A 23,445-nucleotide genomic window follows, 5' to 3' on the forward strand; every position below is an offset into this window, starting at 1 on the left:
GCGGCGGCGAGGGCCGCGACCGGCACCACCTGAACGCCGGCCAGGTCGCGCGGAAACCGGCGGAGCAGGAAACCTCGTCGCTCGTCGCCGTCGACGTGCGCCCAGGTGCTCTCGTCGGCGTGCCGGATCCGGCCGACGAAGCGGGGTGCGGTGCTGGCGATCCGGTCGAGCAGTGCCGCGACGGCCGCGCCGTCGGCGAGCGAACCCGGTTGCAGGGTGCGTCGATTGCGCGCGCCGAGACTCGCTGTCGGCAGCGGCAGTTTGAGATGCAGGTACGGGTCGTGGTCGAGTGCCACCGTCCGCATGGAGAGGGTGGGTCGCACCGGGGTCACCGGCAGGTCGACCACCGGGAGCGCGTCGCGTGTCACGGTGAGCGGATGCGCCGGCAGCAGCAGCTGATCCGGTCGCGGCGCGGGCGGCCACCAGGGCGGGAGTTGGCCGGTGAGCCGGACGTCCGTGGCGGGGGCGGCGTACCAGCGCAGCGCGAAGCGTGGAGCGTGCTCCGGGGCGTACCGGAGCAGTTCGCCGTCGCGCAGACCGTGCCGACACCGGTCGGTGGGATAGACGGGGTGGCCCTGGTGGGCGGCGAGCACGTCGTCCAGGAGCGCCGTCGGCAGGCCGGTCGGGGTGCTCGCCCGTTCGGCGGCCACCTCGGTGAACACCCGCTCCCGGTTCCGGGCGGCGAGCCGCCGGGCTCGCAGGTCGGCGCGGCACTCGACGGCGAAGTCCCGCCAGCCGGCCTCGGCCTCGGCGTTGCCGTGCGGGGCGAGCAGCGTCAACAACCCCTCCAGGGTCTCCGTACGCCGCGCGTCGCCACTGCCGTCCACCAGCAGGACCGTCGGCGCGGAGCTGCGCAGGGCTTGCTGGAACCCGTCCGCCCGGACCGGTATGCGCAGCCGGCCGGCGGGGTGCGACACCTGCCACCAGTCGGGCCCGTCCGGGCGGCCGGCGGTGAGCAGACCGAGGTGATCCTCGCGCAGCAGGGCGTCGAGCACCCGGGTGAAGACCTCGCGCTCGCAGTCGTCGCTCACTCGACGATGGTCCACTGCAGGTCGCCGCGGAGGGCCGCCAGTGACTGCCGGACGGCGTTCTCGTCGGGGCCGATGCCGTGCAGCACGGCGAGGTAGTCGCGGTTGGTGCCGGTGTGCGCGGCGGTGCGGCCCACCTCGCGCAACGGGTGGCAGCCCAACCGGACGTCGCCGTGGACGGTGTCCAGCCGGCCCGGCGCGGCGACGAGACGGCCGGACCGGTCCGCGCAGACGTACTCGACCCGGGCGTGTCGGTCGACGGTGTCGGGCAGGCGCAGGGCGGACAGCGGCTCGCCCAGGTGCAGCCGGATGACGTACTCGAACAGCGGCACACCGAGCAGTTCGGCGAGGATCAGGTCCATCCGGTCACCGATGAGGCGGTAGTTCACCTCGATGAGCCGGACCCGGCCGTCGGAGATGACGTACTCGGTGTGGCAGGCGCCGAAGCCGACCCCGAGCGCGTCGAGTCGGGCCCGGAGCTGGGTGCGCGCCGGCTCTGCCGGGGGCGACCAGGCGAGGCTCTCCTCGGTGAAGGTCGGTGGCGGGCCGAGGGCGGTGCGCCACCCGCCGAGGGAGGCCAGCTCGGTGCCGTCGCCGAGGGTCTCGAAGGTCCGCAGTTCACCGTCGAGGTACTCCTCGACCACCAGCGCCACGTCGGGCCGCCGGTTGCGGATCTCGGCGACCCGGGCGACCAGCTCGGCGTGGTCGACCACCAGGTACGCGTCCTCACTGGCCACCCCCTCGCGGGGCTTGACCACCGCCGGGAACATCTCGTTCGGCACCTTTGGTGGGGCTGCGGGGTCGACGGTGACGACGCGTACCCGGTCGAGGCCCGCGGCGGCGATCACCCGGCGGGCGGCGGCCTTGTCCTTGCAGAGACGGGCGGCGTCCGGGTCCTTGCCGGGCAGGCCGAGCTTTCGGGCGGCGATCGCGGTGGCCTCCTGGAGGTGGTCGCTGTTGGACAGTAGCGCCACCGGTCGGCTCGCTGCCGTCGCCGCGACCACGGCTGCCGCGTCGCGGACCGCGCACCGCGTCACCGGCACGTCCGCAGGCCATTCGGCGGGACGGTCGGTCAGCACAGTGGCCGGCAACCCGAGGGACGCCGCCGCCGGAAGGAACCCGTGCAGGACGGCGTCGGTGGGGTTGAGCGCGGTCAGGTAGAGCCGCATACCGCCTCCGTCGACTACCACGATGTCACGATTAGGGTAGCCTACCCTTATTAGGTGGAAATGGTGCGGTCTGCCCGGTGCAGCAGTCCGGCGGCCACCAGACCACCGATCAGCACCGCTGCCGCGCCCACCAGCTGTCCCGTCTCCAGCGCCGAGGCGAAGGCGACAGTCACTGCCTCCCGCTCGGCACCGTCGCGGGCGGCGGCGAGAGCCGCGGGGAACGATCCGGCGCCGGCCACCGCCGCCGGCAGCAGCGCCGCGAACCGGGCGTTCAGCACGGCACCCAGCACCGCGATGCCGAGGCTGCTGCCCACCTCGGTCATGGTGCCGTCGACCCCCGCGCCAGCGCCGGCCTTCGCCGCCGGGATCGCGCTCATCACGGCCTCGACGATGGCCGGGTTGGCCAGCGCGCAACCGGCGCCCATGACGATCAGCCCCGCCAGCAGCACCGCGTACCCGTCGGACGGGAAGAGGGTGACCAGCGCCAGCCCGGCCGCGAGCAGCGTCATACCGACGGCGATGGCGACCGCCAGGCCGAGCCGACGGATCACGCCCGCGACGACACCACTGACGTTGAGCAGCACGATGGACAGCGCGAAGGGCGCCATCCGCAGGCCGGCCTCCCAGGCCGGGTAACCCCGCACGAACTGGAGGTGCTGGGTGAGCAGAAAGAGCGCGCCGGTGGCACCGAACGTGATCAGCACGACTCCGGAGATCGCACCGACGAAGCGCTGGTCCCGGAAGAAGCCCATGTCCAGCATCGGATGTGGAATCCGTCGCTCCCACCGCACGAAGATCCCGAGCACCAGTACGCCGACGATCGCCACACCGATCACCTCGGTCGACGTCCACCCGCGCTCCGGCCCGGAGATGATCGCCCAGACGACAGCGGTCAGACCGGCGGTGGAGAGCACGGCGCCGGGCACGTCGAGTCGACCGCCGGCCGGCCCGCGGGACTCGGGGACCAGCGCGCGACCGACGAGCAGGCAGACCAGCACGATCGGCACGTTCATCAGGAAGAGCGCGCCCCAGGGCAGATGGGCGAGGATGGTGCCGCCGATCGGTGGCCCGATGGCGATACCCAACGCGCTGGTGGCAGCCCAGACGCCGTACGCCCGGGACCGCTCGGCGGCGTCGAAGACCTGCATCGCCACCGCGAGCGTCGAGGTGACCAGCAGCGCGCCGCCGACGCCCATGCCGGCCCGCGCGGCGATCAACTGTCCGCTGGTACTTGCGAGACCGGCGGCCAGCGAGCCGGCCCCGAACAGGACGAGCCCGGCGAGCAACATCCGGCGGCGACCGTACCGGTCCGCGGCGCTGCCGGCGGTGAGCAGCAACCCGGACAGCACCAACGCGTACGCGTTGATCATCCATTGCACCTCGGCGGTGCTGGCGCCCAGCTCGGTGGTGAGCACCGGCACCGCCACCGTCAGCACGGTGTTGTCCAGCACCACGACCAGCTGCGCGACGCACAGCACGGCCAGGATGAGCCATCGCTGTGGCAGTCGTACCGGTGTCGCGGTGTCGGTGGCCGGCTGGACGCTGGTCACGCCACCGCCTTGGCGCCGTCCGCTGCGGGCCGCTCGACAGCTGCGTCGGGGGTCGACCGGCCGACGGGCAGGCCGGCGGTCGGGCTGGGCCGGTGCGGGAATCGCCGCTGGTGGGCGAGGCCGAGGACGACCCCGGCGGCCACCAGCACGATGGCCGCGACGGCGACCGCCGGATAGCCGACCCGCTCGGCCGCCGCGAGACCGATGGATGACGCCACGAACGAGCAGACCAGGCCGAACGACGACAGGACGGTGAAGTCGGTGCCACCGGTGTCCGGTCGCGAGTAGTCCATGTTGACCGTGTAGAGCACGACGTTGGCGATGGTGTAGGCCACCATGAAGCAACAGAGCGCGGCGACCGTCCCACCCAGCGGCGCCTGGCCGTTCATCAGGGGCAGCAGCAGCAACGTCGACACCGTGAGCGCGAGGCCACCGGCCACGAGCACGCCACCGCGCCCGAACCGTCCGACCCCGAGCCCGGCGACCAGACCCGCGACGATGGCCGGGGCGCTGGTCACCACGCCGGTGACCACGCCGATCCGACCCAACGACCAGCCGGCGTCGACCAGAGCGGGGGTGACCAGGGCGTACGCCATTCCCGCGCCGACGTAGTCCAGCGGCTCCACGCCGACCGTCCACCACCGGCCGCCGGGCTGCCCGACCACCGACCGCAGCGCCCGGTAGGCAGTGCCGATCCGGGCCACCCGATCGGTACGGGGAGGCTCCCGGAACCGCCACACCACCACCAGGCCGACCGCCGTCATCGCGACCAGCAGCCCGATCGCCGACGCCCAACCGAACTGGTCGTAGACCAGGACGCAGGCCCCACCACCGAGCAGGTTGCCGAGGTAGCTCGCGGCGACCTGGATGCCGTTGCCGGTCCCCCGGGCCGACTCGGCGAGCATGCGCACCGCGACGGCGTCCACGGCGATGTCCTGGGTGGCCGAGAAGAACACGTACGCGGCGCAGATCGCGACGATCGGGCCGAGCGCGTCGGCCGGGCTGGCGAACGGCAGCAGCGCCAACAGGGCCAGCACCAGGGCGCTCTGCAGGACGAGCAGCCAGGAACGGTAGTGGCCGCGGTGCCGGGAGCCGTACCGGTCGAGGATCGGCGCCCAGAGGAACTTGATGGGCCAGATCAGGCCGACGATCTGCAACAGCGCCAGCGTGTCCAGCGAGGTGCCGCCGTCGCGCAGGATGGCGGTGAGCCCGACGGTGATGAAGCCGACGCCGAGGTACTGGGTGACGTACAGCGCGGTCAGGGTGCCGAGCCGGCCCTTCATGCCGCTTTCCAGTAGCCGAGGGAGGTCAGGCGGTCCTTGTCGACGCCCAGCGTCTTGCGCAGGTGTCGGGTGATGCCCCTGGTGGTGGCCGCCTCGCAGGCCACCCAGTAGTGGCCCGTGTCGCCGGTCGGCAGGGCGGCGCAGACCGTGTCGACGAGATGTTGCCCCGCGTCGCGCCGAGGCACCCAGGTGACCTCGTGGTGCGCCCGGGCCCGCAGCGCGAGCGCCTTCTCGCCCTCGTGGGCGTACTCCAGCCAGACCGTGGCCGGGATGTCGGCACCGGCGTCGAGCAGGCTGTTCACCGCGGGCAGGGAGGCCGCGTCGCCGACGAGGTAGAGATGGTCGGGCGCGGGGTCGGGCAACTCGAACGCGCTGCCCTGGACGGTCGCGCTGATGGTGTCGCCGACAGTGGCCGTGGTGGCCCAGCGGGCCGCGCAGCCGTCATGGATGGCGAATTCGAGGGTGAAGCGGCCGGTGGCCGGGTCGGGGTCGACCAACGTGTAGGCGCGCTGGTGTGCCCGCCCGTCGTTGTCGAACCACAGCCGGATCCACATCGTCGGGTGCACCCCGCACGCCTCCAGCAGCCCGCCCCCGTCCAGGAGAAGCCGCTGGTAGTGCCCATCGATCGACTCGGTGCTCAGGACGGTCAACCGAAAGTCCCGACCTCCCATGGCCTTGAGGACCAGGGCCTCCCAGTTCCGCTTCACGCACCCCTCCAGGTAAGGTCATCCTTGGTTAGGGGAGGTTAACCTAAGTTGCGCCCCGGATGGAACAGAGGACAGCGCCCGATGACGTACCAGGAGAAGATCGCCGGCCTCGGCGAGCTGTCGTTGGTGACCGTGAACCCCGACCGGGACGCCGCCCTCCTGCACGGCTGGGTGACCCTTCCCCGCAACTCCTTCTGGGGCATGGGTTCCCACACCCTGGAAGAAGTGCGCGAGATCTACGCCTTTGTGGACAGCCTGCCCACTCACCACGCGTACCTGATCTTGATCGACGACGAGCCTGTGGGCCTCTTCCAGACCTATCAGCCCGAGGCGGACCCGGTCGGCGAGCGCTACCCCGTCCAGCCCGGCGACGTGGGAATGCACCTGCTGCTCAGCCCCGACCGACGCCTCGCCCGCAGCCTCACCAACGCGGTCGGCCCGGCCGTGGCCCGCTTCCTGTTCCGCGATCCGGCCGCGCAGCGGATCGTGGTCGAGCCGGACGTCCGCAACCACCTCGCCCTGCGCCGACTGGAGATCGAGGGCTTCACCCTCGACTCGGAGATTGACATGCCGGACAAGCGGGCCCAACTCGCGTTCCTGACGCGCGCCCGGTTCGCGGCGAGACACCAGACACCGGCCTGACCGCCGACGCCCACCGACTACTGGCTGGTGGCGGTGGGCGCGCCGAGCCGATTGTCCAGCGCGCTCAGCTCGGCGATGCGCGCCTGTTGAATCCGGCTGGCGAACGCCTTCAACTCCGGGCTCCCACCGGCGGTCTGCTCGCCCCGGCACAGCACCACTGTCTGCGCGAGGTGCGCCCGGATCAGCGCGGCGGCGCGGGACGGCACCTCGACGTCGGGGGCGGCACGCAGCTCGGCGAGGCTGGCCTCGGTGACCATGCCGGGCATCTGGTGCCCCTCGTGGATGTTCAGCTCCGGCACGTTGTCCGCGGCCAACAGCCCACGCAGGTCCCGCAGCTCGGCCTGATGAGCCGTCCGAAGCTCGCCGAGGAGGGCCCGCAACGACGGATCAGCGTCCGCCGGCCGGGTGTCGAGCTGGTCGATCAGCGCGAGCGCGCCCTCGTTCATCGGGATCAGCAGTTGGATGAAGGCGTCGTCGGTGCCGCTGAGCACCACCGGCACGGTCGGCACCGCGGCGGCCGGTGGGCTGGTTGCCGACGAGGACACCGGGGCCGGTTCGGTTCGTCCCCAACCGTTGGTGAGCCCGACGGCCAGCGCGGTCGCGACCACTGTCACGACGACGCCGACCATCCGACCGGTCCGGACGCGAGACCCGGGACGCTCCGCCATGATCTGCTCGGCCCTCCGTTCGTCGGCGCTCAACGGGCGGCTTGGAACGCGCGGCCGACCGCTGTCGCCTCGGTCCCGTCGCGGAACAGCCCGGACCGGTCCTGGTCCGTGGCGGGGAGCCCGAACCAGGCGTAACGCTGCAGGTACGGGAGTTGCCCGAGCATGGCGGTGGCCGCGGTGAGGAAGGCCGCCTGCTGCTCCGGAGAGGGAAACTGCGAACCGCCCCCGCCGAAGCGGATCAGCGCGAACTCGGTCAGCCAGATCGGCTTCCGGTACCGCTGGTAGACAGCCTGTAGGTACTGCCGGAGTTGGGCCACGGCGGTGGCGGTGGTGAAGTCGGCACCGAACCAGTGCAGCGTGATGAAGTCGACCCGGTGGCCACGGGCCTGCGCGCCGGTCATGAACCTGTCCAGCCAACCCTGCGGGTCCGGCGCGCCCCAGGCGACCGCCGGGCTGCCCAGCCTGCTGCCCGTCGCCATCAACTGCGGCCACAGGTCCAACGCCTGCTCGACGGTCATGTTCGCCTGCTCGGCCAGGTCCGGCTCGTTGAAGGTGAGCAGGTACGGCCCGGCGGCCCTGGCCCGCGCCAGCTCCGTGGCGGTGACGTTCTCCGCGCTGCGGATCATCGGCACGAACGTCGCACCGCGCGGAGTGCTGATTCCCGGGTGCTGGGTGCCCCAGGTGTAGTACCAGCCGGCCTTGGAGTTCGCCAACGCCTGACTCGCCCCGGCGAAGTTCCACACCCCGACGCCCTTGCGCGCGGAGCTGACCACCGGCGGCACCGGCGCTTTCGACGCGGGTCGTGCGCTCGGCGGCGGTGCGACGCTCGGGGTGACGACTGCGGTGGGTGCCGCGGACGGCGGCGCCGCCCAGGAGGGTGCGGACGGATCGTCCGGCTGGATCACCACCGCCATGGTGATGGCCAGGACGGCGGCGGCCACCCCGGCGACGAGGGACGGCACCAGGCCACGGGGCCGGTTCGCCGCGAGGCCGACGACGCTCTGTCCACTACCGCCATCGGTGGGCGGGGTCGGCCCGGCGGCGGGTCCGACCGCCGGGCTCGGCGGGGCGACGGCCGACGCGGCGGCCGCCGGGGCGGCCGCCGGGGCGGACACGTTCGGCAGGTGGGCGCCGAGACCCGCCGGCAGCGGCAGCAACGGCAGGCCGGCGAGCAGGCGGTCGATGGGCAGGAGCGTGCTTCCCAACCGGACACAGAACGCGCAGTCGCGGACGTGTCGAGCCAGTCGCTTGCGCCACAGCGAGCTGGGTGTGCCGTCCCACTCGGCGGTCACGGCGCCCAGTTCCGGGCAGCCGGGGCGGGCGCGGAGCGCGCGTACGACGGCGCGGGCGCTCTGGATCTGCTCCTTCATCCGGTGGATCCGCACCGCGACGTGCCCGGGTGACAAACCGAGGGCGTCGGCGACCTCGTTGCGGGTGATCTCGCCGGTCTCCTCCAGCCACCACAGCGAGAGCAGTTCCTGGTCGTCCGGGTCGAGCCAGCGGGTCGCCTCGGCCACCTCACGTCGTTGGTCGGTGAGGCCGAGCCGGAGAATCGTCATCCCCGCGAAGTCGGAGGCGGGGTCGGGCACGTTGTGGATCGCGTCGAGCCCGGCGTCGCGGTTGAGCGCGACGCGTCGGCGCGTCTCCCAGTCACGCACCTGCCGGATGGTGATCGCCACGAGCCAGGACCGGTAGGCCGCCGGGTCGTTGAGCGCGGGCAGGTACCGGATCACCCGTACCAACGTCTCCTGGACCACGTCGTCGACGTCGGCGTGCCCGCGCAACGCACGCCCGACGATGTTGTAGACCAGCGGGAGCGAGGCCGTGACGACGTCGTCGAGAGCGCGCTGGTCGCCCTGCCGGGCCGCGACGACCAACCCGACATCGGGCAGTGCTCGACCGGCTGACGACATGCGTCTCACTCCTCGTGTGCTCGTCCGCGCGGTGCCCACGCTGGGTGCGCTGACCGCCCTCAGGATCGGAGACTCGCGGCAGCGGGTGGGATTACAGAATTCCCGGGCGGTCGGTCCGCCACAAGCGACGCGGGTTCGCCGGCGGCGCATACCGGGCGACGATGCCGGGTATGGTGCGGGGTGTCGGTGTCGCCGGGCGTTCGCCCGTGCACGGGACACCCGCATTCGGGCGCCAGCGTGTGCGCCGACGCGTCACCAGGTCGCACGGCCGATGTTGCCGAGGCCAGACGCACCCCTCTCGTAGAGACAGGATCCCCGCATGACACCGAACGACAACGGTCGACCCGTCCTGTTCCTCGCCACCTCCAACGGCGAGGCGTTGGACGGACCGGCGGTGACCTTCGACAGCAGCGAGGAGGCGATGCGGCAGCTGCGCCACCCGTTCGCGGTGCGGTCGGCCTCGCCGGCACCGGCCGCCGTCGACGCCCCGGACCAGCGCGGCTGACCCGGCGGCGTTCTCCCGCGAACGCCAGGACTCATACTTTCGGTTGGGAAATGGTCGGCCTTTCGGGTAGTGTGCGAGGCATCACGTGAACGACATGACGCGGCGGCGAGGCCCGTGCTCGTGGCCTTGCGACAGCGCACCTTCGCCCGTATGTGCGCTCCGGCGGTAGCCGGTTCGGAGACCCTTCCGGTCGATCGACGGGCCTGCGGGAAGGACCACCCACGTGGCCACCATCGTCGACAACGCGACCAGCACCCGCACCGACCAGCGGAGCATCGACCAGAGCCCGGATGAGCTCCTCGCCGAGATGAAGGCGACCCCGGCCGACGACCCCCGCCGGCCAGCCCTGCGGGACCGCGCCATCGAGGCGTGGCTGCCGCTCGCCCGGCACCTGGCGCGCCGCTACGGCGGACGCGGCGCACCCGACGACGACCTGGCCCAGACCGCCTTCGTCGGGCTCATCAAGGCCGTCGACAACTTCGACCACAGCCGAGGTGTCGACTTCAGCGGATACGCCATCCCCACCATCATCGGCGAGATCAAGCGGTACTTCCGGGACCGCACCTGGGCGGTCCGCGTGCCCCGCCGCCTCCAGGAGCTGCGCCTGTCGATCAGCGCGGCGAACAGCACCCTGATCCAGACCCTCGGCCGCTCGCCGACCGTCGCCGACATCGCGTCCTACCTCGACGTGTCCGAGGAGACCGTCCTGGAGGGGCTGGAGGGTGCGCGCGCCTACCGGGCCACGTCGTTGTCCACCCCGGTCGGGGCCGACGGCAGCCGGGAACTCGGGGACACCCTCGGCGACGACGACCGGGCCTTCGACCTTGTCGACCTCCGCATCGCCCTCGGGCCGGCCCTCGCCACGCTGCCGGAACGCGAACGACAGATCCTGAGCCTGCGCTTCCACGGCAATCTGACCCAGGCCCAGATCGCCGACCGGATCGGCGTATCGCAGATGCACGTGTCCCGGCTGATCACCCGCTCGCTGGCCGCGCTGCGCGGCCAACTGAGCGAGGACATCGCAGCCTGAGCCCGGTCAGAGCTGGACGACGTGGCCCACCCGTGGCGGCGTACGACCGGCCAGAACGTCGAGCCACGCGTGTTGCAGCGCCGTCGGCCCGGCACCGACCCGAACGTCGAGCCACCCGCTCACCACGGCGGCGAAGCGTTGCCACGCCGCGGTGAACCGCTCGTCGAGCCCGTCGCGGCCCCAGTCGTGGCTGCGCTTGCGCATCTGCACCGGCGCGAAGAACACCTCCTCGGCGGCGTCGGCGTTCGGCGTCTGGTTGGTGAGCCCGACAGCGATGTCCCGGACGAGCCGGTCACCGAGGCGCCGCCGCAGGGCGGCACGGGTCGAGGGCGCGCCGGACAGGTCGAGGTAAACGGTCGGGACCACGTCGAGGGCGTCCATGTCGTCGTACGACACGACCTCGTCGTAGCAGCCGAGCGACCTGGTGAAGGCCAGGTTGCCGGGTGAGGTGAGACCGACCAGGCGCGGCCCGCGCCGGTGCATCTCGAACGCGGCGGCGTACGCGGTCTTGCTCGACGCCGACGACACCAGCAGCGCCTCGGCGCCGTAGAAGTCGTTGTCGACAACCTGGTCGGCCAGCATGAACGAGGTGAAGAAGAGCGGCCGGAACAGGATCAGCAGATCCTCCTGGTCGCGCTGGTACGCCGGGTCGCCGATGGTCGACCGGTACGCGTTGTACGGCGACGGCAGCTCGACCCGGTGCGGGCTCGCCTCGCGGAATCCGGACCCGTCCACCCGGTCCGGCCGCACCACGAGGTGACCGGCGGGCGGGAGGTAACCGTAGATCCGTTGCCCCACCTCGACCCCCGCCACCGCCGAGTCGACCACCTCGGCGAAGCCCCAGAGCGGCGGCAGCCCCCATTGCGGTCCGAGCCCCTGGGCGGCCGGCGGGAAGAACTGCCAGTAGCGCATCGCGTCACCGAGCACCGCGTAGGTCACGTTGTTGGCGGTGAGGCCGACGCGGTCCACGCGCAGCAGCGCCTCGCCGTCGGCCACGGCGGGGATGGGGCCATCGACGAGCGTGGTCTTCCCGAGGTCGTCCCGAGCCACCGCGAAGGTCCATGAGTCAGCCATGAGGTGACGCTAGACAGCCCCGCAATCGGAGACAAGTGCACTGCGAGTGCAAAATCCCACTGCTCGCTCAGGAGCCGGCGGCGGCGAGGCCGCGCAGGTGCGCGAGCGGCAGGTGCGGTGGCCGCCACTCCACGAACAGGGCGGTAGCGTCATCCTCCAGCTGGTCGTCCTGGTAGCCGACGACCGCGCGGACCAGCCGACGCATCGTCTCCGGGCTGGGCAGCCCGTCGTTGAGGGCGCGGTTGACGAAGTCGACGAGCCGGTCCAGTCCGAACTGCTCACCCTGCGCGCTACGGGCGTCGGTGATGCCGTCGGTGTAGGCGAGCAGGCGGTCACCCGGGTGCAGATTCTCCACGTGCACTCGCGGTCGGCGAGCGGACAGGTGACCCAGCCCCAGCGGCAGAGCCGTCGGCCCTGGAAGTTCCCGGACGGCCTTGCCGTCACGCAGCAGCATGGCACCGGGATGCCCCGCGTTGATCATGCTGAGGTGGCCGGTCCGACGGTCCAACTCGATCAGCAACCCGGTGGCGAAGAAGTTCGGATGCTCGGACCGCACCCACCGGTCGATGCTGATCGCCGTGTCGACCAGGTCGAGGCCGCATCGACGGGCGTTGCGGTACGCGCTGACCACCAGCGAGGCGAGGGTGCTCGCCTTGATGCCGTGCCCGCAGGTGTCGAAGAGCCCGACGCTGAGCACGTCATCGTTCAACGCGTAGTCGAAGATGTCGCCGCCGACGTCGTAGCACGGTTCAAGGATGGCGGTGACCACCAGGTCGTCGGTGGCGAAGGTCAGCGGTGGCAGCAGACCCCACACGATCTCGGCCGCGACCTGCATCGGCATCCGCCGCCGCATCCGCTCGACCACGTCACCGTAGGACCGGCGGTTGACCAGGATCTGGGCGACGTTGACCGCCACCTCCCAGGCCGGGCCGTCCATCGTCTCGTCGGCGGCGGCCGGCGAGACGATCTCCAGCACGCCCATCCGCTCACACCCGAGCAGCAGTGGCACCCACACCCGGTCCGGACTGTCGGGCGCGCGTTGGATGTCGAGGGTGGTGAAGGCCCGGCCGGCGAGCGTCGTCTCGATCGGCAACTGGTCCCGGTCGAGACCCGCGCCGAGCAGCGGGACGAGGAGGGTCTGCTTGTAGTCGGCCAGATAGATCACGATCTCGCTGGCACTGATCATGGGCGCGGCCCGGGCCACCAGCCGCGACACCTCGTCCGGACCGCCCTGGGGCGCGTTGAGCTGCAACCAACGCACCACCTCGCCGACGTCGGCCACGCTCCACCTCCCCCTGTCCTCCCCGATCGCAGGAGCACGTAGTGCGAGCGGTGAGGCTACCTCGCCCCGCCGCGGTTCTCGTCGGCCGATCGTCCGCGCCTGACCGGTGGCCCACCTTTCACCCCACCCGCCCCATCTATCTCGCTGGTTTTGCGTTTTTTGCGAAGTACTCGTGCAAAAGTCCGATAAGCAAGACCCCTGTGGATGGTGCGGCCTCCAGCCGCCGCACAACTGGCGTCTGGTGAGATGCCTTCGCGAAAGGGCACGTCGTGACAACCAAACTATTCAGCCATCCGGGACGCGCGGCCATGTCCGCACTGGCGGCCGTCGCCGCCAGCGGCACCGCCGTCGCCGTACTCATCTTCAGTGGTACCGGGGCGAGGGCCGCCGAAGCACCGGTCGACCTCGGCACGGCGGCGAACTTCTCCGTGCTGGCCGGCACCACGGTCACCAACACCGGGCCAACATTCCTCGCCCAGAGCCTCGGCGTCAGCCCCGGTAACACCGCGCCCGGCTTCCCGCCCGGCATCGTCGGCGGTGAAATCCACCTCGGCGACGCCGTCGCCCTGCAGGCCAAGAACGACCTGACCACCGCCTACAACGACGCCGCCGGCCGGACTCCGTTCACCAACCTGCCGGCCGAGCTGGGCGGCACCACGCTGCTCCCCGGGGTCTATCGGATCGGTGCCGCGCAGCTCACCGGCACCCTGACGCTCGACAGTCAGGGTGACCCGGCGGCGGTGTTCATCTTCCAGATCGCCTCGACGCTCGTCACCGCGCCCAACAGCAGCGTCGTGTTCATCAACGGGTCCTCGCCCTGCAACGTCTACTGGCAGGTGGGCAGCTCGGCCACGCTCGACACCGGCACCCGGTTCATGGGCAACATCCTGGCCCAGACCTCGATCACCATGAACACCGGAGCCACCCTCCAGGGCCGGGCTCTGGCGCAGACCGGCGCCGTCACCCTCGACACCAACACCATCAACGCCCCCGTCTGCCTCCAGCCGACGGGAACGCCCACCCAGACACCAACCGGCACCCCGACCGGCCAGCCCACGGGCACGCCGACCGGCACACCGACCGGGCAGCCCACAGGTACGCCGACCGGGCAGCCCACGGTCACACCGACCGGGCAGCCCACGGCGCGGCCCACCCGCACAGCGCTGCCCGTGACCGGCAGCAGCGGCGGTGAAGCCCTGCTGCCCGTCCTGACCGGCATCGGCAGCGTCGCCGTCGCCACCGGCGCGGCCCTGCTGTTCCTCTACCGACGCCGCAGGTCTGAGTCCTGACCGATGCGCCCCGGCGGCGGTGACTCACCCGCCGCCGGGGCAGCACCACCGGTGCTCATCCGTGCCGGTTGCCTGATGGTGGGGCCTCGACCATCGCGCTGAGGAGCGCGGACAGCGGCACGGCGCCGAATCCCACCCGCGCGTCACTCGCGCCGTACGGCACCCACAGCTCACCGTCGTGCACGAGCGCGCCGCAGGAGTAGACGACGTTCGGCACGTACCCGTCCCGGTCGTCCTCGTCGGGTGCGAGAAGCGCGCCGGGCAGGTGGGCGACGACCCGCTCCGGGGTGTGCAGGTCGAGCAGGAGCGCACCGATGGCGTACCGACGCATCGGCCCGACACCGTGGGTGAGCACGAGCCAGCCGACGTCGGTCTCGATCGGTGATCCGCAGTTGCCGACCTGGATCAACTCCCAGCTCTCGCCCGGTGCGTGCAGCGGGGTCGGTGCCTGCCAGCGGTGCTCGCCGTCCAGAGCGGTCAGGCCGATGGTCTCGCCGTCGGCACGGCACAGTGCCAGGTGCCGACCGCCGACGGTGCGCGGGAACAGCGCCAGCCCCTTGTTCCGGGCACCCGGCCCGCGCATCGGAGTCATCTCGAACCGGCGCAGGTCGTGGCTGGCCAGCGCGCGGGTGGCGATGGTCCGGCCGTCGTAGGCGGTGTAGGTGGCCCGGTACACCGGCCCGGATTCGTCGACGAAGCGGACGAACCGGGCGTCCTCCATGCCGTTGCTCTCCGCCGGGGTGGCTGGCCACAGCACCCGTTGGTGCAGGACCGTGTCCGCGGGGAAGGCCGTGGCGTAGCTACCGGCGTTGGTACGACGCAGTTGTTCGACGGTCCCCAACCCGGTGCTGCGGGAGAGCAGGTCGGGTGGCAGGTTGCCGAGCACCCGCTCGAAGGCGACCTCGTCGTACCACTCGGGCAACGCGTCCAGCACCGTGGCCGCGACCTCGTTGTCGCAGTCCTCCTCGGCCAGGCCGGCAACGAGCAGGTCTCGGCGGTACCGTACGCCCGTCCGTTGCCCGACGGCCAACGGCCCGGTCCGATCGGCGATCGTGAGCCGGTCCCCCGGTCCGACGATCGCGGAGGCGAAACCGATCGAGGACACGTGGCCCTCCCCGATCTGGCGCAGGCTGATGGCGACGCGCAGCTGCCCGGGGCCGAGATCGGTCTGGTCCGGGTGGGCCACCATCGATGGGTTGCACAGGGCGGCGGCCTCGACGGCGTACTCGTGGCTGAAGTAGGCGCCCACCAGCAGCCGGCTGTTCGGCGAGAGGTCGCGGGCCTGCGCGGCGCGGTGCCGGACCAGGTCGTAGTGGTGGTGGAAGGTGCCGGCCAGGTCGCGGTGCCGGGCGCCGAACCGGTCGAGGGTGTCCCGCAGCAGCCGGGCGGTCTCCTCGTCGTCGAGGTGCGCGACCCGGTCGATGAGCGCCTGCGCGCGGGTCCGTACCACTGCGGCATCCTCGCCCGGGACGAAGAGCTTGACGATGACGCGGCGTGGGTCCGGGGTGAGGGTGACGTCCTGCCGGACGGCCAGACTCCGGGTCACGACCACCGCCGGGCGTGCTGCAGGGTGGAGACGAGCGCGAGGGTGGACTCGGCGCCCTGGTTGAGGTTGGGCCCGTGCGAGGTCAGCCCGTCGTAGCCACCGCCGGTCGCGGGATCCCACATCGGCGTGCCGAGGTCGTTGTCGCCGAGGAACCACCCGACCGCCTGCCGCACCCCGTCGTCCCACACCGGGTCGCCGGTGACCACGGCCGCCGTGGCGCAGGCATCGGCGAAGGCGGCGACCTCGATCGGCTGCTGGTCGTGGTGCAGCCGTACGGCGCCGCGCCGCCAGCCCCCGGCGGGTACGACAGACAGCCGGCCATCGCGGAGCTGGACATCGCGCAGCCAGGTCAACATGCGCAGGCCGTCGTCGAGGGGCGGGCCACCCTCGCGAAGCTGACTCGCGGCGATGACCACTTCGGCGAGGGCGGCGTTGGCGTACGTCAGCTCCTGCCGGGGCCACGGCCACCCGCGATCGGGGGCCGGCGGGCCGATCGTGCTGGCCGCGTCCGCCACCAGGGACGCGGCGGCGACGTGGCCGGGGTGACGACGAAGCACCTCGGCCGCGCCCAGACCGGCGAAGGCCATCGTGTGCGGGGCCTTCGTCCGCCGGGTGGCGCCCCGGCTGAAGGCGACAAGCGCCTCCTCGCGTACCCATGCGGCGGGGCTGCGGGCGACGGCCGTGCCCAGGCCCCACAGAGCTCGACCCCACCAGTCGCCGAGCCCTGGTTCGTCGACCCAACGCCGGTCGTGCCCGAGCCGGTTGCGGAACGCGCCGCCGTCGTCCTGCGCGTGGGTCAGGAACGCGAGGTACCGCTCCGCCAGCCGGAGCAGTTCCTCGCTCGGCTCCGGCTCACGGCTGACGACCACCAGGCCACGCGCCACGTCGTCGGTGCAGTAACCATGCTCACGCCGGACGATGGCGTGCCGTGCGTGCTCGAACAGACCGGTGTCGTCGCTCAGCCGAGCCAGGTGCGCGAAGCTCGGCGCGGGTGCCGTCACCCAGCGCCCAACCGTCGAGGTCCGGGGGCGCCCGGTGGTCGCCGTCACGCCGGCACGGCGCTGACGGCGGGAGAGCGGGCCTCGACGAGCTCGTCGGCGAGGGCGCCGTAGCGGGCCGCTACCGCAGGCCAACGCAGGTGCGCGGCCAGCGGACGCACCCGCCCGGCCAACCGGGCGGCCAGGCCCGGTTCGATCAGGACCCGTCGGATCGCCTTGGCCAGTGCCGCCGGGTTCTGGTGGGGTACGACCAGACCGGGCCCACCGGTCAGCAGTTCGACGGCGTGCGGGAACGCCGTCGCCACGACGGGCACCCCGGCGGCCACCGCTTCGATGAGTACGCCGGAGGTGACCTGTTCGCGGGAGTCGTAGGGCAGGACGACCACGTCCGCGGAGCGGATCAGGCGGCCCAGCGCCTCCTGGTCGTGGTAGACGTCCTGGTAGTCGACGGCGTGCGCGACGCCCAGCTGGGCACCGAGCTGGTGCAGCCCCGCCCGGTACGCCTCACCGTGGTGCTCGATCACCTTCGGGTGGGTCCGCCCGGCCACCGTGTAGGTCGGAGTCGGTTCCAGGTCCTGCAACCGCGCGAGGGCCCGCAACGACCACTCGATGCCCTTGCCCGGCCCGAGCAGACCCCAGGTCAGCAGGTGCGGGCGGGTACGCCTGTCGACGGGTACACCGGCAAGCTCGGCCGCGCCGTGCGGAATCACCGTCACCTTGCCCGCCGGCACGGCGTACCCGACGAGCAGCCGGTCGCGGGCTGTGTCGGTCATCGTGACCACCGCTCCGGCGGTCGCCACGATCTGCTCCAACAGGGATTTCTGCCGAGCCGAGGGCTGACGGAGCACGGTGTGCAGAACCACGATGCTCGGCACGCTCAGCCGCCGCAGCAACGGCAGGACCTCCTCGCCGTCGGCGCCGGGGTAGATGCCGTACTCGTGCTGGACGATCGCCACGTCGTACGCGTTCAGCGCGGCCGCCGCCTCCCGCCAGCCGGCCGGGTCACGCGCCGACCAGGTGTGCACCACCCCGGGCGCGGGCCGCTGGTCGTCGCCGTGATCGGTGACGCGGACGATGCCACCAAGGGTGCCGTCGGCAGTCAGCTGAGCGGCGAGGGACGCGTTGAAGGTGGCCAGTCCGCACCGGGTCGGTGGGTGGGTGCTGAGGAATCCGTAGCTGGGCATGTACGTCGGGCCTTCCGGTAGTCGGCCACCGCAGGAGTACGCGGTGAGCCTCACGCGGGAACGGCGCACGCCGGTCAGCGTGTGTGACCGGCGGAACGGAGAGCGGTGCGGCTCAGTCAGGTGAGGAGGAGCTTGTCGTAGACGGCGAGATAGTCGGTGACCATCCGTTCCGCGCTGAAGCGCTCCAGAGCCCGCGCCCGACACTTCACCCGGTCGAGGTCGGCAGCCTGGCTGATCGCCTCGACGGCCTGGTCGACGGTGGAGACGAGGAGACCCGTCACTCCCTCGTCGACGACCTCGGGCATGGACCCCCGCCGATAGGCGACGACCGGCGTGCCACAGACCATCGATTCCACCACCGACAGCCCGAACGGCTCGTCGAAGGCGATCGGGTGCAACAGCGCGGTGCTGCCACCCAGCACCTCGGCACGCCGTCGCGGGCCCACCGACCCGAGGAAGACGACCTGGTCGCCGTCGATGTGCGGGGCGACCTCTTCGGCGAAGTACCGCTCGTCCTGCACGATCCCGCAAATCGTCAGGGTTCGGCCGGCGCGGCGGGCGATCTCGATCGCGGTGTGGGTGCCCTTGTCCCTGTGGATCCGGCCGAAGGCGGCCAGCCCAGGACCGGCCTCGCTGGTGAACGGCAGGCCGGCGACGTCGACGCCGTGATACACAGTGGCCACGTAGTCGAGCTCCGGCGCCCGGTCGGCGTCGGAGATCGACACGTACGACGAGCGGGCGCGGCTGTAGGCGGGCAGGATCCCCGCCCCGGAGAAGCCGTGCACTGTGGTCAGCAGCGGCGCGCGGCAGTGTTCCGCGAACGCCAGGGGCAGCCAGTCCAGGTGACTGTGCACCAGGTCGAACTGCGCCGAACGGGCCATCGCGTGGGAGACGTGCATCGCCTCCCACACCCGACCGTCCAGGTCCGGGTCGTCCGCGTACCCCCGTGGGCAGACGCCGTCGAGCTGGGCGGAGGTGACGGAGTCCAGTGTCGCGAAGAGCGTCACGTCGATCCCGCGCCTGACCAGCCCCTCGGCGAGCAGGCCGGTCACCTGCTCCCACGGGCCGTAGTGGTGCGGGGGCGTACGCCAGGCGACCGGTCCGAGCAGCGCAATCCTCAAGGGGAGGACGCGTCGACGAGATCAGCTGGGTTGAGGTTCAGGGTGGCGAGCAGCCCGGTGTGCTTGGCCGGGTCGACGCGCTCCGGCAGCTCGCGCTCGACCCAGTCGGCCCGTGCCTGCTGCCCCCGGTCGCGAAGTGCGGTGACGATCCTGTCTCTGGCGATCCTCATCTGGTGCTCCCCTGGTTGAGGTGTTTAAAACGATCATTCGCACGGACAGTGGTGTGCACGCGCGGTCGGATCCGGACCACCAACCGTTCCAACCGCGACGACGGGCGGAACCGACGGCCGGGATGTGGTCGGCGATCGGTCAACACGACCAGCGAGTCGCGGCGACGGGGATGACGTTCGGTAACGCCCCTGATGGGCTGGTGGCGACGGCGTCTGACGGCCACCGGGGCCCCGGGCGACATGTCCACCGTACGCCTCGTGACGTGGGGCTGCACACGCACGGGCAGTCGGGGCGCTCGGAAGGTGCCACCCGGCGGGATGGATCCGGCACCTCAAGGAGGCTGTCCCAGCGGCTTTGCCCGAGTTACTGCCGGAATCTCACTAGCATGAGGGTCCGGAGCACGTAGGCGGGCACCTGATGACGACCGACCAAGCGGTAGGGCTGACCCGCGAGGATGAGGGGCCCCAGCGGGCGACCCTGCTGGAGCTCTTCCTCGATCTGGTGTTCGTCGCCGCGCTGGCCCTGACGTCACGGACACTGGCACAGCGTCTCGACTGGGTCGGCGTCTTCGAGACCGTGGTGCTGTTGACGGCCATCTGGTGGGTCTGGGCGGCTAGCGCGCTGGCTACCGAACTCCAACACCTCAACCGATCCTCGATCTTCGCTGTGACGCTCTGGGTCATGTTCGGGACGATCCTGATGGCCGGGGCGCTGCCCGGCGCCTTCGCCGAGCACGGCCTGATCTTCGCGGGCGCGTACGTGGCGGTCCAGGTGGGACGCGGCACCTTTCTCGTCGTCGCGCTGGGCGGCCGGATGGAGCAGCAACGCTCCAGTCGGTTCATGTTCTGGTTCGCGGTGTCCGCCGTACCGTGGCTCGTCGGCGCCTTCGTCAGCGGCCCGGCCCGGGGCCTGCTGTGGACCGCTGCGCTCGCCGTCGACTACGCGGCCGCCTGGCTTCGTTACCCCACTCCGCGGATCGGTCGCCTACCCACACCTCACTACGCGGTGGCGGCCGACCACTTGGCGGAGCGTTACCAGCAGATCTTCACGCTCGCTCTCGGCGATCTCATCCTCGTCATCACCCTGACCTACGCCACCCACGACCTGACCATCGAGCGGACGGCGGCACTCCTGGTCGGGTTCGCCGCGACCGTCCTCCTGTGGCAGATCTACGTCCACCGCGCCGGGTCCCTGCTGAAAGCCGCCATCGAGGCTTCCCGGGACCCGGGTGGGTTCGTACGGTCCGCGCCCAACACCCACCTACTCATGGTGGGCGGCGTCGTGGCCGCCTCCGCCAGCTTCGAAGCCATCATCAGCGAGCCTGCCGGGGAGACGTCGCCGTGGCTGGCCGGCGTCCTCCTCGGCGGGCTCGCGCTGTTCCTGCTTGGACGCGCTCGGTTCGAGTACGAGGTGTTCAGCCGCGTCTCACCGTCTCGACTGCTCGCGCTGCTTGCGCTGGCGGTCGTCGGACCCGTCCTGATACTCACCCCGGCACTGGTGGCCGGCCTCGCCGCGACCCTGGTGCTCGCCGGAGTAGCCGTCACCGACAGCATCCGGGCCCACGGAAGGCCGCCCGAACCACCGATGCCCTCGACGTAGTCGGTGATCATGGCTCCAGCACCACCTTGCCGGCCCGGCTGCGGGCCTCGGCGAACACCAGCGCGGCGGAGACCTCGTCGAGCGGGTAGCGGGCGGCGATCTGCGGCACGATCACTCCCCGTCGCAGCAGGTCGAGCACGGTGCCGAGGTCGGTGCGCAGGCGACGGCGGAACGCGGCGCGACGGGTGAGTTGACCGGCCCAGAAGTTGTAGAAGCCAGCCCGGTGACCGTTGGGCAGCGCGTTCCAGGTGTAGAGGCGGGACAACAGCTTCACGAAGATCCAGATGACCGACTGCCCGGTGCCCACGGCCGCGGCGTTGCCGTAGACGACCAGTTTGCCGCCCGGGGCGAGCAGGGCGTACGAGGTGCGGACGCCTGGGCCCGCGACCGGGTCGAAGACGGCGTCGACGCCACCCGGCGACAGCTCGCGAACGTGGGCGGCCATGTCCGGGTCGCGGTAGTCGAGCGGTTCGACGCCGAGTTCACGCAGGCCGGCGTGGTGTCGTACGGCGGCGGTGCCGATGACCCGCAGCCCGAGGTGCCGGCCGAGCTGGACGAGCACGCTCCCGACGCCGCCGTTCGCGCCGTGCACGAGGATGGTCTGCCCGGCCGTCAGGTCGGCGTCGCGCAGCATCTGCCAGGCGGTCACCCCGTTGACGACGACGGTCTCGGCCGCGACGGGGTCCAGGCCGGTCGGTACGGGGGTCAGGGCGTCGAGGTCGACCAGCGCGTGGGTGGCCCAGCCACCGGTCTTGGTGACCGCCGCCACCCGCGCGCCGACCAGGGCGTGGTCACCGCCGGGACCGACCGCCCGGACGGTGCCGACGAGGTCGTAGCCGGGCACGAACGGGAACTTCGGCTGGCCGGGGTAGAGCGCGCGGCGCATCTGCTGCTCGGCGAACGAGATGCCGGTCGCCTCGACCTGGACGAGCGCCTGCCCCCGGCCGGGGACGGGCATCGGGCGTCGGCGCAGCTGGAGTCCGTCGGGCTCCACCACGCCGGGCAGCACCACTTCGGTGATCATCGCGTCGGTCGTCATCGGATTCTCCTTTGTTTGTAAGTGTGCACTCACATACTTGTCGAGGCCGAAGAGTGGGCCGCCGCAGCGGCCCGACAGCGGGTTGGTCAGGGGTGGCGAATGCCGGCGGTCAGGGCACGAGCCCAGGGCTCCGGGACCTGCTCCAGGCCGGCGGTCACGATCAGATGGCACAACTGGCCGTACGCGAAGAACTGCTGCACCTGCGCGTCGCTGGCACCGGCCCGATCCTGCACGAAGGTGGCGACCCGCCGGTAGCCGGCCCGCACCGCCTCGGCGACCTCCGGGATGTCCGTGACCGCCTGCGCCTGCACCTGAAAGAGCAGCAGGTCGCGATCGGCGATCAGCTCCGCGTACGCACCGCCCATGGTGTCGAGGATCTCCTCCGGACTGTCGCCCGTGGCACGCTCGGCGCCCGCCTCGATCGCCTCGGCGATCCGGTCGAAACACGCTCCGGCCGCCGCCACGAACAACCCGAGCTTTCCGGCGAAGAGCCGGAAGACGTACGCCTCGGAGATGCCGGCGGCGGCGGCCACGGCGGTGACCGGGGTGGCGTGGAAGCCGGCGCGCGCGAACACCGACACCGCGGTGTTCAGGACGGTGACCCGGCGGGCCTCGGCGGTCGATCGCATGTTTGTAAGTGTGCGCTCACAAACAAGTGTCGTCAAGTTCGCCGCTCAGCGGTCAGGGCGCGATGCGCAGCATCCGGATCGCGCTGTCGTCGTAGTCGCTGAAGCGGTACCGGAGGCCGGCGAACGGGCTGCCGGGGAAGTCGCCGGTGATCGTGGCGGTCACCACGGTGCCGGCGGGAGTCTCCTCGACGTCGGTGATCTCGTACGACACCAGCGGCACGGCACGGCGCCACTGACGGATGGCCTCGATGCCCCGGTACTCGTTCGACTCGTCCTCGACCACGGCGTCCTCGGCGAAGAGAGCGAAGTAGTCCTCGGAGTCGGGCTGGCCGGCGGGCGCGAAGTAGCGGCGAATGATGGCTGGTGCGGCCTGGGTGGCAGTCATGGTCTCCCGTCCCTCTCCGACGTCGCCGAGGGCCCGTCGTATGGTTACTTCTGAAACAGCACCTACTGACTTCGACAGTAGCACCTACTCGGGAGAGGGCACGGTTGTGGCCGGAAAGATCCGCTTGGCGGACCGCGAATGTCCGTTGTCCAGTGCGCTGGGCCACGTGGGCGAGTGGTGGACGCTGCTGATCCTGCACGACGCCTTCGACGGCTACACCCGCTTCGATCAGTTCCAGGCCAACCTGGGCGTCTCGTCCAGCATCCTGACCAGCCGGCTGAAGACCCTCACCGGCCAGGGGCTGCTGGAACGTCGCCGCTACCAGACCAGACCGGACCGCTACGAGTACGTCCTCACCGACCTCGGCCGCAGCCTGCGGCCGGTCATCGTCGCCCTCGCGGCCTGGGGCAACTCACGCCTCGATCCGAGCGAGCGCAGCATGATCCTCGTCGACCGGGCCACCGGGGTGGAGGCCGATCCGGTGCTCGTCGACAGCAACACCGGTCGCCCGCTCGACGACGCCACCTTCGTGTTCGCCGCCGGCCCGGCCGCCAGCGAGACCATGCGCAAGCGCTACGAGCACATTCCCACCCGGACGGCCCCGCCGCAGCGGTGACCGGCGCGCACGACGGC

General features: G+C 71.5%; 23 protein-coding genes. 6 read left to right on the forward strand and 17 right to left on the reverse strand.

All coding sequences use genetic code 11. The features are described 5' to 3' along the window. From KBX53_RS00230 to KBX53_RS00250, 5 genes are all read right to left on the reverse strand, one after another. A partial coding sequence (locus KBX53_RS00230; RefSeq protein ID WP_309140678.1) for an IucA/IucC family protein occupies window positions 1-1,031 on the reverse strand: 1,031 nt, incomplete at its 3' end. Beyond that, window positions 1,028-2,197 carry an acetyl-CoA carboxylase biotin carboxylase subunit family protein gene (locus tag KBX53_RS00235; RefSeq protein WP_210857411.1) on the reverse strand — a complete coding sequence of 390 codons (1,170 nt, stop codon included), beginning with the start codon at window positions 2,195-2,197 and terminating at the stop codon, window positions 1,028-1,030. The genes KBX53_RS00230 and KBX53_RS00235, both read right to left, overlap by 4 nt. A 50-nt stretch (window positions 2,198-2,247) precedes the next feature. Continuing rightward, window positions 2,248-3,747 carry an MFS transporter gene (locus KBX53_RS00240; protein ID WP_210857395.1) on the reverse strand — a complete coding sequence of 500 codons (1,500 nt, stop codon included), beginning with the start codon at window positions 3,745-3,747 and terminating at the stop codon, window positions 2,248-2,250. Next, window positions 3,744-5,030 (reverse strand): MFS transporter, encoded by a 1,287-nt coding sequence (locus KBX53_RS00245; RefSeq protein WP_210857396.1) that lies wholly within the window; start codon window positions 5,028-5,030, stop codon window positions 3,744-3,746. Before KBX53_RS00245 ends, KBX53_RS00240 begins: the two co-directional genes overlap by 4 nt. After that, window positions 5,027-5,737, reverse strand: coding sequence for a siderophore-interacting protein (locus KBX53_RS00250; RefSeq protein ID WP_210857397.1), 711 nt, complete (start codon window positions 5,735-5,737; stop codon window positions 5,027-5,029). Before KBX53_RS00250 ends, KBX53_RS00245 begins: the two co-directional genes overlap by 4 nt. Before the next feature lie 81 nt (window positions 5,738-5,818). Between KBX53_RS00250 and KBX53_RS00255 the strand changes: the two genes are divergently transcribed. Beyond that, the gene (locus tag KBX53_RS00255) at window positions 5,819-6,379 is read left to right on the forward strand and encodes a GNAT family N-acetyltransferase (RefSeq protein ID WP_210857398.1); all 561 of its coding nucleotides are present in this window, start codon (window positions 5,819-5,821) and stop codon (window positions 6,377-6,379) included. A 17-nt stretch (window positions 6,380-6,396) separates the two neighbouring features. On the opposite strand, the gene KBX53_RS00260 is transcribed toward KBX53_RS00255, so the two are convergent. Continuing rightward, window positions 6,397-7,008, reverse strand: coding sequence for a DUF305 domain-containing protein (locus tag KBX53_RS00260; RefSeq protein WP_247674895.1), 612 nt, complete (start codon window positions 7,006-7,008; stop codon window positions 6,397-6,399). Window positions 7,009-7,076: 68 nt separating this feature from the next. Beyond that, window positions 7,077-8,960 (reverse strand): sigma-70 family RNA polymerase sigma factor, encoded by a 1,884-nt coding sequence (locus tag KBX53_RS00265; RefSeq protein WP_210857399.1) that lies wholly within the window; start codon window positions 8,958-8,960, stop codon window positions 7,077-7,079. A gap of 319 nt (window positions 8,961-9,279) precedes the next feature. Between KBX53_RS00265 and KBX53_RS00270 the strand changes: the two genes are divergently transcribed. Further along, window positions 9,280-9,465, forward strand: coding sequence for a hypothetical protein (locus KBX53_RS00270; protein ID WP_210857400.1), 186 nt, complete (start codon window positions 9,280-9,282; stop codon window positions 9,463-9,465). Between the two features lie 307 nt (window positions 9,466-9,772). Then, window positions 9,773-10,495, forward strand: coding sequence for a SigB/SigF/SigG family RNA polymerase sigma factor (locus tag KBX53_RS00275; protein ID WP_210857413.1), 723 nt, complete (start codon window positions 9,773-9,775; stop codon window positions 10,493-10,495). Window positions 10,496-10,501: 6 nt separating this feature from the next. On the opposite strand, the gene KBX53_RS00280 is transcribed toward KBX53_RS00275, so the two are convergent. Next, window positions 10,502-11,569, reverse strand: a complete 1,068-nt coding sequence (locus KBX53_RS00280) for a DUF2855 family protein (protein WP_210857401.1) — start codon at window positions 11,567-11,569, stop codon at window positions 10,502-10,504. Window positions 11,570-11,636: 67 nt separating this feature from the next. Then, the gene (locus tag KBX53_RS00285; protein ID WP_307857938.1) at window positions 11,637-12,851 is read right to left on the reverse strand and encodes a PP2C family protein-serine/threonine phosphatase; all 1,215 of its coding nucleotides are present in this window, start codon (window positions 12,849-12,851) and stop codon (window positions 11,637-11,639) included. Window positions 12,852-13,159: 308 nt separating this feature from the next. Here KBX53_RS00285 and KBX53_RS00290 point away from each other — a divergent pair, with 308 nt between their 5' ends. Then, window positions 13,160-14,140: an ice-binding family protein gene (locus KBX53_RS00290; protein WP_036410881.1), complete on the forward strand. Its 981-nt coding sequence runs from the start codon at window positions 13,160-13,162 to the stop codon at window positions 14,138-14,140. Window positions 14,141-14,195: 55 nt separating this feature from the next. Here KBX53_RS00290 and KBX53_RS00295 read toward each other — a convergent pair whose 3' ends face one another. The 5 genes from KBX53_RS00295 to KBX53_RS00315 form a co-directional block, all read right to left on the reverse strand. Next, on the reverse strand, window positions 14,196-15,686 hold the full coding sequence (locus tag KBX53_RS00295; protein ID WP_210857402.1) for a glycoside hydrolase family 130 protein: 1,491 nt from the start codon (window positions 15,684-15,686) through the stop codon (window positions 14,196-14,198). Further along, a complete protein-coding gene (locus tag KBX53_RS00300) occupies window positions 15,683-16,687 on the reverse strand; it encodes a glycosyltransferase (RefSeq protein ID WP_309140679.1) in 1,005 nt (334 codons plus the stop codon). Before KBX53_RS00300 ends, KBX53_RS00295 begins: the two co-directional genes overlap by 4 nt. A gap of 44 nt (window positions 16,688-16,731) precedes the next feature. After that, on the reverse strand, window positions 16,732-17,868 hold the full coding sequence (locus KBX53_RS00305; RefSeq protein ID WP_030329436.1) for a glycosyltransferase: 1,137 nt from the start codon (window positions 17,866-17,868) through the stop codon (window positions 16,732-16,734). A gap of 116 nt (window positions 17,869-17,984) precedes the next feature. Beyond that, entirely contained in the window at window positions 17,985-18,989 is a 1,005-nt protein-coding gene (locus KBX53_RS00310; protein ID WP_210857404.1) for a glycosyltransferase family 4 protein, read from the reverse strand. Further along, entirely contained in the window at window positions 18,986-19,159 is a 174-nt protein-coding gene (locus KBX53_RS00315; protein WP_167337273.1) for a hypothetical protein, read from the reverse strand. The genes KBX53_RS00310 and KBX53_RS00315 overlap by 4 nt, the downstream gene beginning before the upstream one ends. Before the next feature lie 418 nt (window positions 19,160-19,577). Between KBX53_RS00315 and KBX53_RS00320 the strand changes: the two genes are divergently transcribed. Next, window positions 19,578-20,759 (forward strand): low temperature requirement protein A, encoded by a 1,182-nt coding sequence (locus tag KBX53_RS00320; RefSeq protein WP_030329438.1) that lies wholly within the window; start codon window positions 19,578-19,580, stop codon window positions 20,757-20,759. Between the two features lie 7 nt (window positions 20,760-20,766). Here KBX53_RS00320 and KBX53_RS00325 read toward each other — a convergent pair whose 3' ends face one another. The 3 genes from KBX53_RS00325 to KBX53_RS00335 all read right to left on the reverse strand — a co-directional run bounded on the left by KBX53_RS00325 (window position 20,767) and on the right by KBX53_RS00335 (window position 22,812). After that, complete coding sequence (locus KBX53_RS00325) at window positions 20,767-21,798, reverse strand: medium chain dehydrogenase/reductase family protein (RefSeq protein ID WP_210857405.1); 1,032 nt, start codon at window positions 21,796-21,798, stop codon at window positions 20,767-20,769. Window positions 21,799-21,884: 86 nt separating this feature from the next. Beyond that, window positions 21,885-22,427 carry a TetR/AcrR family transcriptional regulator gene (locus KBX53_RS00330; RefSeq protein WP_030329441.1) on the reverse strand — a complete coding sequence of 181 codons (543 nt, stop codon included), beginning with the start codon at window positions 22,425-22,427 and terminating at the stop codon, window positions 21,885-21,887. A 52-nt stretch (window positions 22,428-22,479) separates the two neighbouring features. Beyond that, window positions 22,480-22,812, reverse strand: coding sequence for a nuclear transport factor 2 family protein (locus KBX53_RS00335; RefSeq protein ID WP_210857406.1), 333 nt, complete (start codon window positions 22,810-22,812; stop codon window positions 22,480-22,482). Window positions 22,813-22,957: 145 nt separating this feature from the next. Here KBX53_RS00335 and KBX53_RS00340 point away from each other — a divergent pair, with 145 nt between their 5' ends. Beyond that, window positions 22,958-23,428, forward strand: a complete 471-nt coding sequence (locus KBX53_RS00340) for a helix-turn-helix domain-containing protein (protein WP_209444498.1) — start codon at window positions 22,958-22,960, stop codon at window positions 23,426-23,428. Window positions 23,429-23,445: the final 17 nt, after the last annotated feature.

The organism is Micromonospora sp. M51, from assembly GCF_018070305.1.
Taxonomy (GTDB): domain Bacteria; phylum Actinomycetota; class Actinomycetes; order Mycobacteriales; family Micromonosporaceae; genus Micromonospora; species Micromonospora parva.

Bases quoted from the DNA above. Each gene is read 5' to 3' on its own strand.
- KBX53_RS00275 (WP_210857413.1), top strand. From the start codon at position 9,773: ATGAAGGCGACCCCGGCCGACGACCCCCGCCGGCCAGCCCTGCGGGAC.
- KBX53_RS00255 (WP_210857398.1), top strand. From the start codon at position 5,819: ATGACGTACCAGGAGAAGATCGCCGGCCTCGGCGAGCTGTCGTTGGTG.
- KBX53_RS00290 (WP_036410881.1), top strand. From the start codon at position 13,160: ATGTCCGCACTGGCGGCCGTCGCCGCCAGCGGCACCGCCGTCGCCGTA.
- KBX53_RS00280 (WP_210857401.1), bottom strand. From the start codon at position 11,569: ATGGCTGACTCATGGACCTTCGCGGTGGCTCGGGACGACCTCGGGAAG.
- KBX53_RS00320 (WP_030329438.1), top strand. From the start codon at position 19,578: ATGACGACCGACCAAGCGGTAGGGCTGACCCGCGAGGATGAGGGGCCC.
- KBX53_RS00260 (WP_247674895.1), bottom strand. From the start codon at position 7,008: ATGGTCGGCGTCGTCGTGACAGTGGTCGCGACCGCGCTGGCCGTCGGG.
- KBX53_RS00265 (WP_210857399.1), bottom strand. From the start codon at position 8,960: ATGTCGTCAGCCGGTCGAGCACTGCCCGATGTCGGGTTGGTCGTCGCG.
- KBX53_RS00325 (WP_210857405.1), bottom strand. From the start codon at position 21,798: ATGACGACCGACGCGATGATCACCGAAGTGGTGCTGCCCGGCGTGGTG.
- KBX53_RS00245 (WP_210857396.1), bottom strand. From the start codon at position 5,030: ATGAAGGGCCGGCTCGGCACCCTGACCGCGCTGTACGTCACCCAGTAC.
- KBX53_RS00335 (WP_210857406.1), bottom strand. From the start codon at position 22,812: ATGACTGCCACCCAGGCCGCACCAGCCATCATTCGCCGCTACTTCGCG.
- KBX53_RS00270 (WP_210857400.1), top strand. From the start codon at position 9,280: ATGACACCGAACGACAACGGTCGACCCGTCCTGTTCCTCGCCACCTCC.
- KBX53_RS00235 (WP_210857411.1), bottom strand. From the start codon at position 2,197: ATGCGGCTCTACCTGACCGCGCTCAACCCCACCGACGCCGTCCTGCAC.
- KBX53_RS00315 (WP_167337273.1), bottom strand. From the start codon at position 19,159: ATGAGGATCGCCAGAGACAGGATCGTCACCGCACTTCGCGACCGGGGG.
- KBX53_RS00330 (WP_030329441.1), bottom strand. From the start codon at position 22,427: ATGCGATCGACCGCCGAGGCCCGCCGGGTCACCGTCCTGAACACCGCG.
- KBX53_RS00305 (WP_030329436.1), bottom strand. From the start codon at position 17,868: ATGCCCAGCTACGGATTCCTCAGCACCCACCCACCGACCCGGTGCGGA.